This is a genomic window from Mesorhizobium sp. M0195 (assembly GCF_040322115.1).
Classification (GTDB): Bacteria; Pseudomonadota; Alphaproteobacteria; order Rhizobiales; family Rhizobiaceae; genus Mesorhizobium.
Genome location: NZ_JAMYSV010000004.1, coordinates 316,591 through 333,800, shown reverse-complemented (window position 1 = coordinate 333,800; position 17,210 = coordinate 316,591). Strand labels below are relative to the sequence as shown.

Annotated in this window: 11 protein-coding genes; 1 reads left to right on the top strand and 10 read right to left on the bottom strand. The window is 63.5% G+C overall.

Features of this window, described 5'->3' with window-relative positions; genetic code table 11:
• Positions 1–3: 3 nt before the first annotated feature.
• From NKJ12_RS12090 to NKJ12_RS12045, 10 genes are all read right to left on the bottom strand, one after another.
• A complete protein-coding gene (locus tag NKJ12_RS12090; protein ID WP_352702861.1) occupies positions 4–3,375 on the bottom strand; it encodes a transglutaminase family protein in 3,372 nt (1,123 codons plus the stop codon).
• 446 nt (positions 3,376–3,821) lie between these two features.
• Positions 3,822–5,027, bottom strand: coding sequence for an acyl-CoA dehydrogenase (locus tag NKJ12_RS12085; RefSeq protein WP_352702859.1), 1,206 nt, complete (start codon positions 5,025–5,027; stop codon positions 3,822–3,824).
• 239 nt (positions 5,028–5,266) lie between these two features.
• A complete protein-coding gene (locus NKJ12_RS12080; protein WP_352702858.1) occupies positions 5,267–7,579 on the bottom strand; it encodes a Tex family protein in 2,313 nt (770 codons plus the stop codon).
• A 120-nt stretch (positions 7,580–7,699) separates the two neighbouring features.
• Positions 7,700–8,881 (bottom strand): serine hydrolase domain-containing protein, encoded by a 1,182-nt coding sequence (locus tag NKJ12_RS12075; RefSeq protein WP_352702857.1) that lies wholly within the window; start codon positions 8,879–8,881, stop codon positions 7,700–7,702.
• Positions 8,882–8,906: 25 nt separating this feature from the next.
• On the bottom strand, positions 8,907–10,103 hold the full coding sequence (locus NKJ12_RS12070) for a serine hydrolase domain-containing protein (RefSeq protein ID WP_352702854.1): 1,197 nt from the start codon (positions 10,101–10,103) through the stop codon (positions 8,907–8,909).
• Positions 10,104–10,165: 62 nt separating this feature from the next.
• The gene (locus tag NKJ12_RS12065; protein ID WP_352702851.1) at positions 10,166–11,194 is read right to left on the bottom strand and encodes an extracellular solute-binding protein; all 1,029 of its coding nucleotides are present in this window, start codon (positions 11,192–11,194) and stop codon (positions 10,166–10,168) included.
• A 42-nt stretch (positions 11,195–11,236) separates the two neighbouring features.
• On the bottom strand, positions 11,237–12,049 hold the full coding sequence (locus tag NKJ12_RS12060) for an ABC transporter permease (protein WP_352702849.1): 813 nt from the start codon (positions 12,047–12,049) through the stop codon (positions 11,237–11,239).
• The gene (locus NKJ12_RS12055) at positions 12,042–12,971 is read right to left on the bottom strand and encodes an ABC transporter permease (RefSeq protein WP_352702847.1); all 930 of its coding nucleotides are present in this window, start codon (positions 12,969–12,971) and stop codon (positions 12,042–12,044) included. Before NKJ12_RS12055 ends, NKJ12_RS12060 begins: the two co-directional genes overlap by 8 nt.
• Entirely contained in the window at positions 12,971–14,071 is a 1,101-nt protein-coding gene (locus tag NKJ12_RS12050) for an ABC transporter ATP-binding protein (protein WP_352702845.1), read from the bottom strand. Before NKJ12_RS12050 ends, NKJ12_RS12055 begins: the two co-directional genes overlap by 1 nt.
• Positions 14,072–14,210: 139 nt before the next feature.
• Positions 14,211–15,878: an amidohydrolase gene (locus tag NKJ12_RS12045; RefSeq protein WP_352702842.1), complete on the bottom strand. Its 1,668-nt coding sequence runs from the start codon at positions 15,876–15,878 to the stop codon at positions 14,211–14,213.
• Between the two features lie 141 nt (positions 15,879–16,019).
• On the opposite strand from NKJ12_RS12045, the gene NKJ12_RS12040 reads away from it, so the two are divergent.
• Positions 16,020–17,051 carry a histone deacetylase family protein gene (locus NKJ12_RS12040; RefSeq protein ID WP_352702840.1) on the top strand — a complete coding sequence of 344 codons (1,032 nt, stop codon included), beginning with the start codon at positions 16,020–16,022 and terminating at the stop codon, positions 17,049–17,051.
• The last annotated feature ends 159 nt before the right edge of the window (positions 17,052–17,210 follow it).

Below are 17,210 nucleotides of genomic sequence, written 5' to 3'. Positions count from 1 at the left end.
TGATCAGAGTCTTTGCGGTCGCCGAAGGTCAAGGGTCATCGGGAAATCTTCAGAGGCTTCTTCGTTGCGCAGCACATAGCTGGACGGCGTATGGCCACGTGGCTCGAAGCGGGCGAGCCGCCGCGCCTCCGCTTCGTTGCCGTTGACGGGGAACGTGTCGTAGCTGCGCCCGCCGGGATGCGCGACGTGGTAGACGCAGCCGCCGACCGCGCGGCCCGACCAGCGGTCATAGATGTCGAAGACCAGCGGCGTGTTGACCGGCAGCGCCGGATGCAGGCCCGACGCCGGCTGCCAGGCCTTGAAGCGCACGCCAGCCACCGCGATCTCGCGGTTGTCGGTCACCTTCATCGGCACCAGGCGGCCGTTGCAGACGACCGCGTGACGCTCCGGGTTGAGCCCCTCGGTCTTCACCTGCAGCCGCTCGACGGAGGAATCGACAAAGCGCACGGTGCCGCCGATCGCGCCTTGCTCGCCCATGACATGCCACGGCTCCAGCGCTTGCCGCAGTTCCAGCTTGATACCGGCATGCTGGACCTCGCCGCAGAACGGGAAGCGGAATTCGAGCTGGGCGTCGAACCATTCCGGACGGAACGCAAAGCCGTTCAGCTTGAGGTCGTCCAGCACATCGAGAAAGTCAGCCCAGACATAATGCGGCAGCATGAAACGGTCGTGCAGCGAGGTGCCCCAGCGCACGAAGCGGCCGTCGAGCGGGTTCTTCCAGGCCCGAGCGATGATGGCGCGCACCAGCAATTGCTGCGCCAGGCTCATGCGCGCGTTGGGCGGCATCTCGAAGCCGCGGAATTCGACCAGCCCGAGCCGGCCGGTCGGCCCGTCCGGCGAAAATAGCTTGTCGATGCAGATTTCCGAGCGATGGGTATTGCCGGTCACGTCGGTCAGAAGGTTGCGGAACAGCCGGTCGACCAGCCACGGCAGCGGTGCCGCGCCCTTGTCCGGATGCGGCACCTGCGCCATCGCGATTTCGAGTTCGTAGAGCGAATCGTGGCGTGCCTCGTCGAAGCGCGGCGCCTGGCTGGTCGGGCCGATGAACAGGCCGGAGAACAGATAGGACAGCGACGGATGCCGCTGCCACTGCAGCACCAGGCTTTTCAACAGGTCGGGGCGGCGCAGGAACGGACTGTCATTGGGCGTTGCGCCGCCGACGACAACGTGGTTGCCGCCGCCGGTGCCGGTATGGCGGCCATCGATCATGAACTTGTCGGCGCCAAGCCGCGTCTGCCGCGCCTCCTCGTAGATCGCCGTGGTCGTCGCCACGCAATCCTGCCAATTCGCGGCGGGGTGGATATTGACTTCGATGACGCCGGGATCGGGTGCCACACGGATGACGTTGAGGCGCGGATCGTGCGGCGGGCCGTAACCCTCGATATGCACAGGCAGGCCAATAGCCTTTGCCGCGTTCTCCGCCGCCGCGACCAGTTCGAGATAGTCCTCCAGCGCCTCGACAGGCGGCATGAACACACAAAGCCGTCCGTCGCGCGGCTCGACCGAAAGTGCCGTGCGCACGGCGCCGCCGATCTCGGTGATCTCCTGTTCGACGCGGTCCTGCTGGCCGGTAACGGCCGTGAAGGAAACGGCCTGCTGGCGTCGCGCCATTTCGTCGGCGCCTTCAAGTTCGGCCGACGCAGGCGAAGAAGCAGAATCGGGCAAGATCGCCTCACGCGCCGGCAATGGTCCGCGCGGCAGCGATGGGTCGACCGGCACGATGTAGGGGAACTGCGCCGGCGGCACGTAAGGCAGCGTGCCGAGCGGCAGGCGGTAACCTACCGGTGAATCTCCCGGCACCAGGAACAGCCTGCCGCGCCGCGTCTTCCACTTCTCCGAGCGCCAGCGCGGTCCTGACGCCTGGCTGTTCCAGCGCTGGACAGGCAGCACATAGCCCGACGGCTTGGTCAGCCCGCGTTCGAACACCCGCGCCATGCGGCTGCGCTCCTCCGGGTCCTCCAGCTTCGAATTGGAAGGATCGACGTTGTCAGGCAGCTTGCCTTCCTTGAGCAGCCATTCGGCGGGGTCCTCATAGGCTTCGCTGACCATCGTCTTGTCGATGCCGAGTTCGTCGGCAATCGCGGTCAGCAGGCTCTCGGCCTGCATCGGTCCGACATCCGCCTCGCTCTTTTCATGCGCGATCAGCGACGGGTCGCTCCACACCGGCTCGCCGTCGGTGCGCCAGTAGAGCGAGAAGGTCCAGCGCGGCAGGCTTTCGCCGGGATACCATTTGCCCTGTCCGTAATGCAGGAAGCCGCCCGGCGCGAAGCGCTCGCGCAGCCGGCGGATCAGCGCATCGGCCTTTTCGCGTTTGGTTGGCCCGACGGCGGCGGTGTTCCACTCTGCAGCCTCGAAATCGTCGATCGAGACGAAGGTCGGCTCGCCGCCCATGGTCAGCCGCACGTCGCCGGCATCAAGCGCGGCGTCAACCTGGTTGCCCAGCGCATCGAGCGCCTGCCAGCTTTCGTCGGAAAACGGCTTGGTAATGCGCGGATGCTCGGCGATGCGGTCGACCCGCATGTCGAAGCCGAACTCGACATTGGCGAAGCTCGCCATGCCGGAGATCGGCGCGGCATTGCGGAAATGCGGCGTTGCCGCGAGCGGCACATGGCTTTCGCCGGTGAGCAGGCCGGAGGTCGGGTCGAAGCCGATCCAGCCGGCGCCCGGCAGATACACCTCGCACCAGGCATGGAGATCGGTGAAGTCGACTGCGGTGCCGGGCGGTCCGTCAAGCGCGACGAGGTCGGGCTTCAGCTGGATCAGGTAGCCGGAAACGAAGCGCGCAGCGATGCCGAGGTTCCTCAGTATCTGCACCAGGAGCCAGCTGGAATCCCGGCACGACCCCTTGCCGGCGGCCAGCGTTTCCTCGGGCGAGAAGACGCCGGTTTCCATGCGCACGATATAGGCGATCTCGCGCTGCAGCCTCGCATTGAGGTCGACGACAAAATTGACGGTGTTGGTCGGGCTGCGGTCGAGGGTTTTGAGGAATGCCTCCAACAGCGGCCCCGCCGGTTCCGGCGTCCGGTAGATGGTCAGATCGTCCCTGATCTCTTCGGGGTATTCGAACGGAAACGTCTCGGCCGAGGGCTCGACGAAGAAATCGAACGGATTGTAGACCGTCATGTCGGCAACGAGATCGACCTCGATCTTCAGTTCCGTCACCGGCTCGGGGAAGACGAAGCGGGCAAGGAAATTGCCGTAGGGGTCCTGCTGCAGATTGACGAAGTGATTTGCCGGCCCGACCTTCAGCGAATGGCTGAGCACCTTGGTGCGGGATTGCGGCGCAGGCTGCAACCTTATGACTTGCGGGCCTAATACGACCGGCCGGTCGTATTTGTAATGGGTCAGGTGATAGACGGCTGCCAGAATTGCCATGGTGCCCCTGAAGTCGGCGTTTCAAAAGGAGTTCGCTGAACCCTGACACGAATGCTGACCATTCTCCAAGCAGAGATGTTGCGCTGCACCTAAATTAAGCAGCTTTCATAGCTCACGAAACGGAGCGCCGACCCCGGGATTCCGCAGTGTGGCGGCAAGACGTTGCAACGCTGCAGAGCCGAAGTGCGGCGGGTCAGCACCGGGCGCGGTCCCGCCGATATCGATGATCGGCAGCACACGCGACGCTTGGTCGAAAAGAAGCTGAAAGAAAAACCCGCCTCGGTGGGCGGGTCGTCGGCGCCCATTGGCACCATACCCAAATTAATAGCATAGCTGCCGGCACAAAGCAAGAACAAAATGTGACACCGCCGACGAAAGCTGCCGATCGCCCGCCTTGCGGGGATGCCAGGCAATGGCGCCCTGGAAGCGGAGGACCCCTGCCAATGCTAGAAGAACGCCTGCAACCCGGTCTGCGCCCGTCCGAGGATCAGCGCATGCACGTCATGCGTGCCCTCATAGGTGTTGACGGTTTCCAGGTTCTGGGCGTGGCGCATGACGTGGTAGCCGATCTGGATGCCATTGCCGCCATGCATGTCGCGGGCCTGGCGGGCGATGTCGAGCGCCTTGCCGCAATTGTTGCGCTTGACGAGCGAGATCATCTCGGGCGCCATCTTGCCTTCATCCATCAGCCGCCCGACGCGCAGGCTACCCTGCAGGCCGAGCGCGATTTCGGTCTGCATGTCGGCGAGCTTCTTCTGGAAAAGCTGCGTGCCGGCCAGCGGCTTGCCGAACTGCTTGCGATCAAGGCCATACTGGCGGGCGCGGTGCCAGCAATCCTCGGCCGCGCCCATGGCACCCCAGGAGATGCCGTAGCGCGCCCGGTTGAGACAGCCGAACGGACCCTTCAGGCCCGAGACATTGGGCAGCAACGCATCTTCGCCGACCTCGACGCCTTCCATCACCACTTCGCCGGTGATCGAGGCGCGCAGCGACAGCTTGCCGCCGATCTTCGGCGCCGACAGCCCGTTCATGCCCTTTTCCAGGATAAAGCCGCGAATCTGGTTGTCATGCGCGCCCCCACTTTCGTCGGACAACTTTGCCCAGACCACGAAAACGTCGGCGATCGGCGCGTTGGAAATCCACATTTTCGAGCCGGAGATCCTGTAGCCGTTCGCGGTCTTCTCGGCCCGCGTCTTCATGCCGCCCGGGTCGGAACCGGCATCAGGTTCGGTCAAGCCAAAGCAGCCGATCCATTCGCCCGACGCCAGCTTCGGCAGGTATTTCCTGCGCTGTTCTTCCGAGCCATAGGCATGGATCGGATACATCACCAGCGACGACTGCACGCTCATCATCGAGCGATAGCCGGAATCGATCCGCTCCACTTCCCGCGCGACCAGCCCGTAGGTGACGTAGTTGGCGCCGAGCCCGCCATATTCCTCGGGGATGGTGATGCCGAGCAGACCCGCCTCGCCCATTTCGCGAAAGATCCCGGCGTCGGTCTTTTCCTCGAGGTAGGCTTCCTCGATCTTCGGAGCGAGCTTGTCGGCGGCAAACGCCGCGGCGCCATCGCGCACCATGCGCTCGTCCTCCGAAAGCTGGTCCTCGATCAGGAAAGGATCATCCCAGACGAATGCGTTCTTGTCGGCGGCCATGGCTCTCGGTCTCCCAAACTCATGCATGTCGCCCAAAGCTTGCCCGCGGGCCTGACCCGAGGGTGTTCGGCAGCCTGGAGATAACGACATGCATCGAAACAGAAATCTTGAAACGCGCGGCTTATCGGCTCCCGTCCTAAAAAAATCAAACGAAATAGCTTCGCCGATCCATGAGCATTGGTGATGGATCATCAATGTCGAGCGCCGCCGTCTGACCTGGCACAGCCCGGCTCGCGAAATTATTTCCGCTTTAACGCATCGGCCAACGCGGCGCCGAACGCGCCCTGCTGCGCCGGCCGCTCCGGCTGGCGTTGGGGCGCCGGCGCGCGCGGCACCGGCCTGCTGCCATTGTCGCGTGGCTTCGGTGCGCCACCGTCGCCGTCCTTGCGCATCGACAGGCCGATGCGCTTGCGCTTGATATCGACGTCGACGACGCGCACTTTGACCACGTCGCCCGCCTTGACCACTTCATGCGCGTCCTTGATGAACCGATCAGCCAGTTGCGAGACGTGCACCAATCCGTCCTGGTGCACGCCGATATCGACGAAGGCGCCGAAAGCCGCGACATTGGTGACGGTGCCTTCAAGCTGCATGCCGGGCTTCAGATCCTTGATGTCGTCGATGCCATCGGCAAAGGTCGCGGTCTTGAAGCCGGGGCGCGGATCGCGGCCGGGCTTTTCCAGCTCCGCCAGGATGTCGCGCACCGTCGGCACGCCGAAGCGCTCATCGACGAAGACGCGCGGATCGAGCGCCTTGAGTGCGGCGCTGTCGCCCATCAGCGAGCGGACGTCGCGCCCGCAGGCCGCAACGATCTTCTTGGCAACGCCATAGGCTTCCGGATGCACGGCCGAGGCATCGAGGGGTTCGCTGCCGTTTGGAATGCGCAGGAAGCCGGCGCATTGCTCGAACGCGCGGGGTCCAAGGCGGGAGACCTTCAACAGTTCGCGGCGGCTGGCGAACGGGCCGGTCGCGTCCCGGTGCGCGACGATCGCCTCGGCCAGCGATGCGCCGAGACCCGAAACCCGCGCCAGAAGCGGCGCTGACGCCGTGTTGAGATCGACGCCGACGGCGTTGACCGCATCCTCGACCACCGCTTCCAGCGAGCGGCCGAGCCGGTACTGGTCGACATCGTGCTGATACTGGCCGACGCCTATCGACTTCGGCTCGATCTTGACCAGTTCGGCGAGCGGATCCTGCAGGCGCCGCGCGATCGACACCGCCCCGCGCAGCGACACGTCGAGGCCGGGAAATTCCGCCGCCGCCGTTGCCGACGCCGAATAGACCGAGGCGCCGGCCTCGCTGACGATCACCTTGAGCGGCTTCGGCCCGGACCCGGCCGGCATATCAGCCAGCATGTCGGCCACCAGCCTTTCGGTCTCGCGGCTGCCAGTGCCGTTGCCGATCGAAATCAGCTCGACCTTGTGCAGCCGGATGAGCTTCGCCAGTTCGGCCTGCGTGCCGCGGACATCGTTCTTCGGCGGGAACGGATAGACCGTCGTCGTCGCCAGAACCTTGCCGGTGCCGTCCACCACCGCCACTTTGACCCCGGTGCGGATGCCCGGATCGAGGCCCATCGTCGGCCGTGAGCCGGCGGGCGCGGCAAGCAGCAAATCCTTGAGATTGCGGGCGAAGACATGGATTGCTTCCTCCTCGGCCCGCTCGCGCAAGTCCCGCATCAGATCGAGCGTCAGGTGCAGCGACAGCTTTATGCGCCAGGTCCAGCCGGCGACCTCCATCAGCCAGCGGTCGCCTGGCAACTGGCGGCCGATGGCGTAGGCGTCGGCGATCATCCGCTCGACCGGTTTCACCGGTGACACATCGTCGGCATCGACCTCGATGTCGAGCGACAGCACCTCCTCGTTGCGGCCACGCAGCATGGCCAGTGCGCGATGGCTCGGCACGTTGGCCCAGCGCTCTACATGGTCGAAATAGTCCGAAAATTTGGCGCCGGCCTCCTGCTTGCCGTCGACGACGCGCGACCGCAGGAATGCGCGTTCCTTCATATAAGTCCGCAATCTGCCGACCAGGTCGGCATTCTCGGCGAACTGCTCGGACAGGATGTCGCGCGCACCCTCGAGCGCTGCCTTGGCGTCTGCCACGTCTTCGCTGATGTAGGCCAGCGCCAGCTCGGCGGGCATGGCCGCACGGTCGGCGAGAATAGCTTCCGCCAGCGGGCCCAGCCCACGCTCGCGCGCGATCTCCGCCTTGGTCCGGCGCTTCGGCTTGTAAGGCAGGTAGATATCTTCGAGTTCCGCCTTGGTCACGGCAGCAGCGATTTTCGCTTCAAGCTCCTCGGTTAGCTTGCCCTGCTCGCGGATCGAACCAAGGATGGTGTCGCGGCGCGCGTCGAGTTCGCGCAGATAGGCGAGCCGCTCGGCAAGATCGCGCAGCTGCGTGTCGTCGAGGCCGCCGGTGACCTCCTTGCGGTAACGCGCCACAAACGGCACTGTCGCGCCGTCGTCCAGCAAACCGATCGCCGCCGCAGCCTGTTCGGGCCGCGCGCCGATTTCGGCGGCTATGATGATTGCGATGCGCTTGATGTCGGATGCCATGTCGTACCTGTCGTTAGTCGAAAAGAGCAGCGACCATAGGCGGAGACGCCCGCTGCGCCAACCGCGACGTTTTCAACCCGCTGAGAGGTCCACAGGAAGCTGCGGGCTGTCTGGATCGGATCAGACCATCCGGCTCAGCGCCTCGAAGAAAGAAATCATATCCAGATCGAGCGGATCGTCGACCGGTACCGGCTGCGACGACATCTTTGCGATTACAATTTCGGCCATCGGATTGACGTAAAGCCACTGGCCGTGGATGCCGATGCCGCAGAAGGCGCCGCTTGCCGCGCCCGTCTGGTACCATTTGTTGCGATAGCGGCCACGCGGAAACAGGAACGCCATCGTGCCGCGTTGCCAAGCCTCGGCGTCACCGCCAGTTTCGGTCGTATCGCGCACCCAGCTCTCCGGCACGATACGGCAGCCATTGGCCATGCCGCCTTGCCGCATCATCTCGCCGACCCGGGCGAGGTCGCGCGGCGTCACCGAAATGCCGCCGGCCGTACGCGCCGTGCCTTCCATGTCCACGGTTACCGAAGCTTCGCTGACAGCGCCGAGCGGCTCCCATAATTTCTCGCGCATCAGATCGGCGAAGCGCCGGCCCGACGCACGTTCGAGCAGGATGCCGAGCAGGTCGGAATTGGGCGAACGGTAGCGGAACGTCCGGCCATGCGGCTCGGCCAGGCCCTGCAGCGTCATGAGGAAAGTGGCCAGGCTCTCGGTGCCCCCGCCTGGATTCCACAGCATGGCGCGGCGATAGCGGGCGAAGGCGCTTTCCGGATCGAGATAGGCCTCTTCGAAGTCGAGGCTGACACCCATGTCGAGCACGTGCCGCACACTCGCATCGCCATAGGCCGAGCCGGCAGCTTCGGGCAGATAGCGGCTTACCGGAGCCTGCGGATCGAAAATCCCCTCGCCTGCCAATATCCCGGCAACAATCGCGGTCAGCGACTTGCTGATCGAAAAGACGATGTGGCGCGCCCCGAACTCCATATGCGGTGCGAACCAGTCGCCGACGAATTTGCCGCCTTTCATGATCGTCAGCGCGTCGGTATCGGAGCGCTTGAGAAAAGCTGCGACAGTCCCCGCGCCGCCTGCAAGAGCGACCTTTTCACCAAGTAGCCCGCCGAAATCCTGCGCCGGCGCCTCGCTGCTGCCCGGCTTTGCCGCCACGGCAGCGCTCGGCACCAGCTCGCCGGCATTCTGGAACGACCACCGGCTGAACGGGCTTTCTCGCCAATTGCCGAGCAGCACTTGGTTTCGGGCAAAGCCATACCTGGTCTCGAACGCGGTCCTGCCGGCCATTGGAGCTTCCTTCGGTCTTGGCGTTCTAGGCGAGCGCCGCGGCGATCGCGTGCACGGCTTTCAAAGTCGCCACCGAATAGGCGACGTTGGTAAAATCCGGATAGCTCGAAAGCTTCACCACGACCATTTTCATGTTCCAGTCGATATGGATCAGCTGCCCGAACACGCCCCGGCACATCAGTGCCCGCGAGCGCGGGTCCTCGATCCAGAACTGGTTGCGGTAGCTGCCTTCCGGCAGGCTGGGACTGAAGTCCGGTCCATGCCTGCCATTGCGCGTCGCCTCGATCCAGTCGGCCGGCACCACGCCGCCGCCATTGTCGAGGATCAGCTGGCCGAAGCGGCCATAGTCGCGCAGCGTGGCGTTGAAGCCGCCGTCGGCAACTGCATAACCGGCGCTGTCGACGGTGAAGCAGGCACTTTCATCCGCGCCGAGCTTTTGCCAGAGCTCTTCCGAGACCAGCTGCGCCAGGCGCTTGCCGCTCACCCGTTCCATGATGAAGGCAAGCACGTCGGTCTCGATCGAGCGGTATTCGAAGGCAGCGCCGTGCGGTCGGCTCTTTTCCTTAAGCCCCAGGATCAACTCGAATATGTGCGACGGCCAGCGGAAGGCCGGATCGCTGTCCGGCGGCACCGGCTTCCAGCCGGTGGCGACATCGACCTGGCCGATGTCCGAATAGGGATCGGTGTATTCCTCGGAAAAGCTCAGCCCGCTCGTCATGTCGAGCGCATGCTGCACACTGGCGCCTGCCCAGCCGGTCGCCTCCAGCTCCGGCAGATAGGTCGTCACCGGCAAAGCCGGATCGATCAGCCCGCGTCCGACCAGTATGCCGAACACCGATGCGGTGACCGACTTCGCCATCGACTGCGACAGATGCAGCGTGCGCTCGGTCATGCCGTTGAAGTAGCGCTCATAGGCGACCTTGCCGTCCTTGAGCACGAGGAACCCGTCGGTGTAGGTCTCGTCGAGCAGCCCGGCCAGCGTCGTCGCCTTACCCGTGCTGTCGCTCACCGGCAGCGCATCGAAATCGACCTCGGCCCGGTCCAGCCTGTGGCGATGGCCGTTGCCGCGCCAGACTTCGACGGTCGGCAGAATTTCGCGGATATGCTGGAACGCCCATCGGTTCCATGGCGGCCGGTCCCAGTCGAGCTTCGGCGGAACCATCTGCGGCGGCGAACCCTGCATGATCGGCGGCGCCGGTTCGCTGTTGCGGTAAGATTTCATCCAACCCCCTTGCGCAAGGAAGGGAGGCCGAAGCCTCCCTTCAGTCTGATCCTAGAGCAAGGCTACTTGCGCAAATTGGTCCAGATCTTGTTGTAGATCTCGACCACTTCCGGTGGGCAAGGCGGTACGAATTCCGCCGCCGGTGCACCGGCCGGCGGATTGATTTCCGGCGCGCTGGCGAAATCGGGCGGCAGGAACTTGTGACTGCCGGCAATGCCGTTGTCGTAGCCGGCGAATTCCGAAATCAGCGCCGCGTTTTCCGGAGCCATGACGAAATCCTGGAACAGCTTGGCGTTTTCGAGATTCTTGGCGCCCTTCAACACGGCGACATTGTCCATCCAGCCTTCGATGCCTTCCTTGGGATAGGCATATTTGATCGCCGGGATTTTCTGGCGCGCACGATAGGTTGCGCCATTCCAAGCCTCGGTAACGATCACGTCGCCGGAGGTGATCTTGGTTATGGTGTCGTAGCTGAAGGTCTTCCATGACGGCTTGGCGGCCATCAGTATGTCGTTGACCTTCTTCAGATTGGCCTTGTCGGCGCCGCAGCGCGGCACGCCGGCATAGCGCTCGGCCGCATGCATCACAGTGTTGACATCGTCGAGCATGTTGATCTGGCCCTTCAACTCGTCTGGCGGATCGAACAGGATCGCCAGCGTGTCGATGTCGCCCTTGTATTTGTCGGTGTTGACTTCGAACGCAGTGGTGCCGAATTGCCACGGGACGGTGTAGTGACGGCCATTGTCCCAGTAGATGTCGACGAAGCGCGGGTCGAGGTTCTTGCCGTTCGGCATCGCATTGGGCTCGGTCTTTTCGAGCAGGCCCTCATCGATCATGATCTTCACGGTGTAGTCGGAAGGGACGACGATGTCATAGCCGGAATTGCCGGCGCGTACCTTCGACAGCATCGTCTCATTCGAATCGTAGTCGTCCAGCGTCACTTTGACGTTGTACTGTTTTTCGAATTTTTCGATCAGCTTCGGGTTGGTGTAGTCACCCCAATTGTAGATGTGCAGCTCACCGTCGGCGAGCGCAGGCACCGCCCATAAAAGCGCCGCCGTCGACACGGCAGCCATCATTTTCCTAGACATCACGCTCTCCTTTGCCTTCGCATTGATTCACTGGCCTATAATTTACTTGGCGCGTCGGCGCGCGATCAGGAACGAGATTGAGACGAACAGAATCGAAACCAGCAGCAGGATGGTGGAGATGGCATTTATCTCCGGCGTCATTGGCCGCCTGATCTGGTTCCAGATGTAGAGGGGCAGCGTCGTCTGCCCGGGGCCGGCGACCAGCTGCGTGATGGTGAAATCGTCGAAGGAGACGATAAAGGCGAGCGCCCCACCTGACAGGATGCCGGGAACCAGCAATGGCAGCGTTATGCGCCTGAAAGCATGCCACGGCGTGGCATAGAGGTCGGCCGCCGCAGCTTCGAGCGTCAGGTCCATGTCCTCGAGCCGCGCCCGGATCGGCATATAGGCGAATGGAATGCAAAAAACGGTGTGGGCGAGGATCAGATTGCCGATGCCGAAATTGAGCCCGAAAGTGCCCGCGATCAACGCAAAGAAAGAGAGCGTCGCCACCGCTGTGATGATTTCTGGAACCATCAGCGGCAGGTTGATGACCATGAAGGCGGCCGACAGCCCGCGCCACGGCTTCACGCGGGTCATGCCGATTGCCGCCAGCGTCGCGGCGATCGTCGAAACGATCGTGGCGGTGACAGAGATGATCAGCGTGTTCTTGGCGGCGTTGTGGAATTCCTGGTTGAACAGCGCCCTGCCATACCAGCCGAACCCGATGCCCTCCCAACGCGTCACCAGAGACCCTGTATTCAGCGAAAAGATCATCAGGATCAGGATCGGCGCGTAGAGCACGCAGAGGCAGATGATGGCGATCGAGCGGAACCCCGGCTGGTCCTTGATATCGGTACTGCGGGGGTCAGCCATGCGCCATCTTCCCCGACGTGTTGCGGACATAGAAGTAGAGCGCCACCAGCACCGCAGCCATCAGGATCAGCGCCTGCGCGCAACCGAGCGGCCAATTGCGCCCGGAACCGAACTGCTGGGCGAGGAGATCGCCGATCATCAGATGGATGCCGCCGCCCAGGATCAGCGGCGTCACATAAGCGCCGAGGGCCGGAATGAAGACCAGCAGGCAGCCGGCGATGATGCCGGGCCGCGACAGCGGGATGATCACGCGCCACAGCACCTGCCGACGTGTCGCGTAGAGGTCGTAGGCGGCCTCGACCAGCCGGAAATCCAGCTTCTCCAGGCTGGAATAGAGCGGCAGCACCATGAACGGCAGGAACGAATAGAGCAGGCCGAGCTGGATGGCGAAGTTGGTGTAGAGCATGGTGATCGGCTTCTCGATCACCCCCAGTGCCATCAGCGCGTTGTTGATGAGGCCTTCGTCGCGGATGATGAACATGATGGCGAGCGTGCGCACCAGAAGGTTCGACCAGAATGGGATGGTCATCAGCAGCACCCACCAGTTGCGCTGCGCCGGCGGTCGCGTCGCCATGAAATAGGCGGTCGGAAAGCCGAGCAGCAGGCAGATGATCGTCGTCACCACGGCAAACAGAAACGAGCGCAAATAGATGATCAGGAAATCCGGCGTGAACTGCAGCGTGTCGTCGAAAATATCGCGCTGGAACAGGAAGTTCAGATAGGCGTCTGTCGAGAACTTCCACTGCACCCCGCCATAGGGTGCTGCGGCGAGAAATGAATAGATGAGGATGATGAGAAGCGGCAGCACGCCGAAGATGCCGATGATTACCAAAGCCGGTAGCGAAAGCAGGCGGTGGCGCCTTGCAGTGGCTTTCTCCGCCTCCGCTTCGAATACCGCCGCCTTGGAAAACGTGACTGCCATCAATCCCTCAAAATGCGCGCGCCATCGTCCTCGAACACGACACCGACCTTGACGCCCGGCTCGAATGAGACGGCGCCCGAGCGGCTGTTCTGGTGGCGCACGATGAAATCGTCGCCGCCGTCGAGCTTCACGTGATAGTGGGTGTCGGTGCCGAAATAGACGACATTTGCCAGGGTTCCCGAGACCATGCCCTTGGCGGCATCGGCGACGAGATCGGCATGTTCCGGCCGCACCACAACAGTCACCGCGCCGGAAGGGTCGAAGTTTTCCGGAAATCCCGCCGCCACCGTCGCTTCGGAGGCGATCTTCACCATCGCGATACCGGATTTCTTCGACACGACAGTGCCCTTGAGGAAATTGGTTTCGCCAATGAAGTCGGCAACGAAGCGCTCGGCCGGCCGGTCGTAAATATCGCGCGGCGTGCCGACCTGCAGGATCTTGCCGGCCGACATCACCGCGATGCGGTCCGACATGGTCAGCGCTTCTTCCTGGTCATGGGTGACGAAGATGAAGGTGATGCCGGTCTGGTGCTGCAGCCGTTTCAGTTCGATCTGCATTTCCTTGCGCAGCTTGTAGTCGAGTGCCGACAACGGCTCGTCGAGCAACAGCACTTTTGGCTGCGGTGCCAGCGCGCGCGCCAGTGCCACGCGCTGCTGCTGGCCGCCGGAGATCTGGCTGGTGCGGCGGGCACTCAGCGCCTCCATCTTGACCAGCTTCAGCATCTCGGCGACGCGCGCCTTGATTTCGGTCTTCGGCTTGCCCAGCATCTCCAGGCCGAAGCCGATATTCTCGGCCACGGTCATGTGCGGGAACAGCGCGTAGGACTGGAACACGGTGTTGACTGGCCGCTTGAACGGCGGTAGCGGCGCGATGTCGTGCCCGTGCAGCAGGATTTCGCCTTCGCTGGGAAAATCGAAGCCGGCGATCAGCCGCAGCAGCGTCGTCTTTCCGCAGCCCGACGGCCCCAGCAGCGTGAAGAACTCGTTCTCGCGGATCGACACCGAAACCGTGTCGAGAGCGGCGACTTGGGCGTCCCCGGTACCGAACACCTTGCGGACGCCGCGGACCTCGATTGCACTCTTACCCGGTTGATCCGGCACGCATTACCCCATTTTCATGTCCGCTCTTGATGGCGGATCCAGTTCCCATTCGATTGTCAGCATATGCCGGTCGGCTTGGCAACCATGCATCTGGACCTCGGTTCAGAATGCAAGCTCCGTGCCATCGTCAGCGTCATCATCAACCCTGGTAAGTGATCTTGCCGCCGCAGATGGTGCTGACCGGATGCACCTTGTGTAGCAAACCCGGTTCAGTTGCCTCGATATCGGCCGACAGCACCACCAGATCGGCCAGATAGCCTGGTTTCAGCCGGCCTTTGCGGTGTTCCATGAATTCGGCATAGGCACCTTCGACCGTATAACCGGCAAGCGCCTCGATCAGCGAGAAGCTCTGGTCTGGATCGCCCTCTGCCCAAGGCTTGCGCAGCACCGCCGCCTGAATGCCCAGGATCGGGTCGACCCGCGACACCGGCCAGTCGGAAGCGAAGACGACATGCGCGCCCGCCTGTTTCAGTGTCCGCCAGGCATAGCTCAGCGGCCATCTTTCGCGGCCGATGCGCGAAAGCGTCGGCTCCAGCGGGAAGTCCATGGCGCCGGGCGGGTGCGGCGGCTGCATCGAGGCGATGACGCCGAGTTCGGCGAAGCGCGGCACGTCGGCGGCAGTGGTGACCTCGATGTGCTCGACCCGGTGCCGGCTGTCGCGCCTGCCGTTCTTCCGCTGCGCCGCCTCGTAACCGTCGAGAACCGCGCGCACCGCGCCGTCGCCGATCGAATGCACGGCGATCTGCAGGCCGCGCCTGTCGGCCTCCAGCGCCACCTCGGCGAAATGCTCGGGCGTAAACAGCGGCTCACCGCGCCAGCCCGGCCGGTCGGCATAGTCATCGACCATGACCGCGGTCCAGCCCTCCAGCACGCCGTCGTAAAACATCTTGACCATGCCGGACGACAGCCATTCCGATTGGTAGGAGTTGGCCATGCTCGATGCCTTTTCCAGCATGTCGAGCGTCATGAAATTCTTGAAATGAAAAGGTATCTTGGTGCGGCAGAGCAGCCGCCCTTCCTGTTCCAGCCCGGCTAGCAGCTGGAGCTGGTAAAAATTGCCGTCCATGTTCTGGATCGAGGTGATGCCGTGGCGGGCGCACCATTCCAGCCCGCGATGCATCAGGTCGCGATCGGCAGCGACTTCGGCGGCGGAAGGGTACGGCTCGGGCTCGCCGCCTGTCGCAAGGCCGAGCCGCACGCGGTTCTGCCCGGAAAGCTCGAGGATCGGCCCGAACGCCTCGCCCTCGCGCAATTCGCCGGCCGCGAGGCCGTCGGCGCCCATGACGATCTCGTTGCCGGGCCCGAGTTGTCTGCCGTGCAGGATGCCGGCCAGCTCCAGCGCCTTGGTATTGGCCCACATCGTGTGGTGATCGGAAGCCGACATCGCGAACGGCCGGTCGGGGATGATGCGGTCGAGATGGTGGCGGGTGACCGGCTCTTCCCTGGACAGGATGGTGTAGTCGACGCCGGCCCCAAGCAGCAGCTTGGCGTACGGTCGTGCCGCCGCGTAGGCACGGATCGCTTCGCTCAGCGCATCGAAGCCATGCACGCCCTGAAGGTGCAGATTGTCGAGTTCGGCCGCGCCGCCGAAAAGATGCATATGCGCTTCGATGAAGCCCGGCACCACCGACCCGCCTTGCGCATCGATGACCTTCGTGGCCGGCCCTTTCAGCGCCTCGACCGTCCGGCGATCGCCGACCGCCAGGATGTTGCCGTCCTTTATCGCCACCGCCTCGGCCGTCGGATTGCCTTCGTCCATGGTCAGCACACGGGCATTGGTGACGATCAGGTCGGCATTTGAACTCATGATTACCCGCGGTTCGGTTGCGCTGCCGACAGGCTAGACGACCGGCTGCCGGGCCAGCAAGCCATGGCCGGTTGGCCCAGCGCCTTGTGGAGGGCCATGCAGGACGGTTAGGGTCGCCGCGTCTCACCACGGAACAAGTTCATGAAGACTGTTTTTTCGCCTCTCCATGCCGGCCATTCCGGCAATGTCGAATTGATCGCCGGCGCCATCGTGCCCGCATTTGAAAAGCCTTCGCGCGCCGAGTTCATCAGGGCGCGGGTGGAGAGCGAAAAACTCGGTCCGATCCTGCCGCCGGAAATCCACGACCTCGCCGCCGCCAGGAAGGTGCATGACAGCGACTACATCGATTTCCTGCCGACCGTGTGGCCGCTCTGGGAAGCATCGGGCCGCAGCGGTTCGGCCATTCCCTTCACCTGGCCGACGCGCGGCCTGCGCGGCGACGTGCGACCGAATGGCATCGATGCGCTGCTCGGCTTCTACTCCTTCGATGGCGGCGCGACGTTCGTCAAAGGTACATGGGACGCGATCAAGTCGTCCTATGACGTCGCGCTGACAGCCGCCGCGTTGGTCAAGGCCGGTGACCGTTCGGCCTTCGCGCTCTGCCGACCGCCGGGGCACCATGCCGGCGCAGCCTTCATGGGCGGCTATTGCTTCATCAACAACGCCGCCGTCGCCGCGCAATGGTTTCGCGACCATGGCGCCGGGCGCGTGTCGATCCTCGACGTCGATTATCACCACGGCAACGGCACCCAGGAGATCTTCTACCGCCGCGGCGACGTGCAGGTGCTGAACCTGCATGGCGATCCGATGACCGAATATCCCTTCTTCCTCGGCCATGCCGACGAGCGCGGCGAGGGCGACGGCGAAGGCTTCAACGACAATTATCCGATGCCCTTCGGCACCGGCTGGGAGGTGTGGAACGCCTCACTTGAGGACGCCTGCACGAGGCTTTTGGCTTATGCTCCTGACGTCGTCGTGGTTTCGCTCGGCGTCGACACCTTCGAGAAGGACCCGATCAGCCAGTTCAAGCTGAAAACGGGCGACTATCCCAGGATCGGCCGCCGCATCGCCAGGCTCGGCCTGCCGACGCTGTTCGTCATGGAAGGCGGCTACGCCGTCGAGGAGATCGGCATCAACGCCGTCGGCGTGCTGACCGGTTTCGAGGACCGCTAAAAGTGCCGCCGTGCCCGCAACTCATATGGCGCACTCGGCGCGGCGAGCGCCACGGCGGGCCGGCGCTATCTTGTTGTTGGACCATGATGTTTTTCCAGAATGCGTTCGCCCTTTGCGACGTGATGTTCTATTTTTTGAATCCATGGCTTGAGGGGCCGA